General features: G+C 52.1%; 1 protein-coding gene. It reads right to left on the bottom strand.

Annotated elements, in window-relative coordinates; all coding sequences use genetic code 11:
- Positions 1 to 434, bottom strand: a 434-nt coding sequence (locus KDM89_RS19885; RefSeq protein ID WP_212689618.1) for a phosphoenolpyruvate carboxylase, incomplete at both ends; no start/stop codon positions are given.

The following is a 434-nucleotide window of genomic DNA, read 5'->3' as shown; positions in this document are numbered from 1 at the left end:
GGCAGCAACCCGTGCATAAATACCGCTGATCGCGAGGCGATAAGGCTCATCGGAACGATGTGGCGAATGATCAGGTGAAGCCTGTGCCAGTGCAAGCAAAGGATCAGATACGTTAACCAGCAGCGTCGCCATCGACAATTGCGACCCCAGAGTATGCAACTCATCCAGATAAAAACGGAAGGCGCGGGTCGCCTGCATCGCCATGGTGTTTTCCAGCACACTGGCGGTCACAAACGGATTTCCATCGCGGTCTCCGCCTATCCAGCTACCCATCTTCATAAAGCTAGGCAATTCCTGCTCACGGAAGGCAGGATCTTTATCGGCCAGCAAATCCTCCAGCCCCGCATATAACTGCGGCAATTCGCGCAGGAAGGTGTAATCATAAAAACTTAGGCCATTTTCGACTTCATCCAGCACCGATAATTTAGAAGTAC

The sequence above is a fragment of the Cognatundibacterium luofuense genome, from assembly GCF_018139685.1.
GTDB lineage: Bacteria > Pseudomonadota > Gammaproteobacteria > Burkholderiales > Burkholderiaceae_D > Undibacterium > Undibacterium luofuense.
Note: the sequence above shows the minus strand (reverse complement) of the source record. Positions and strands in the feature narration are given on the sequence as shown.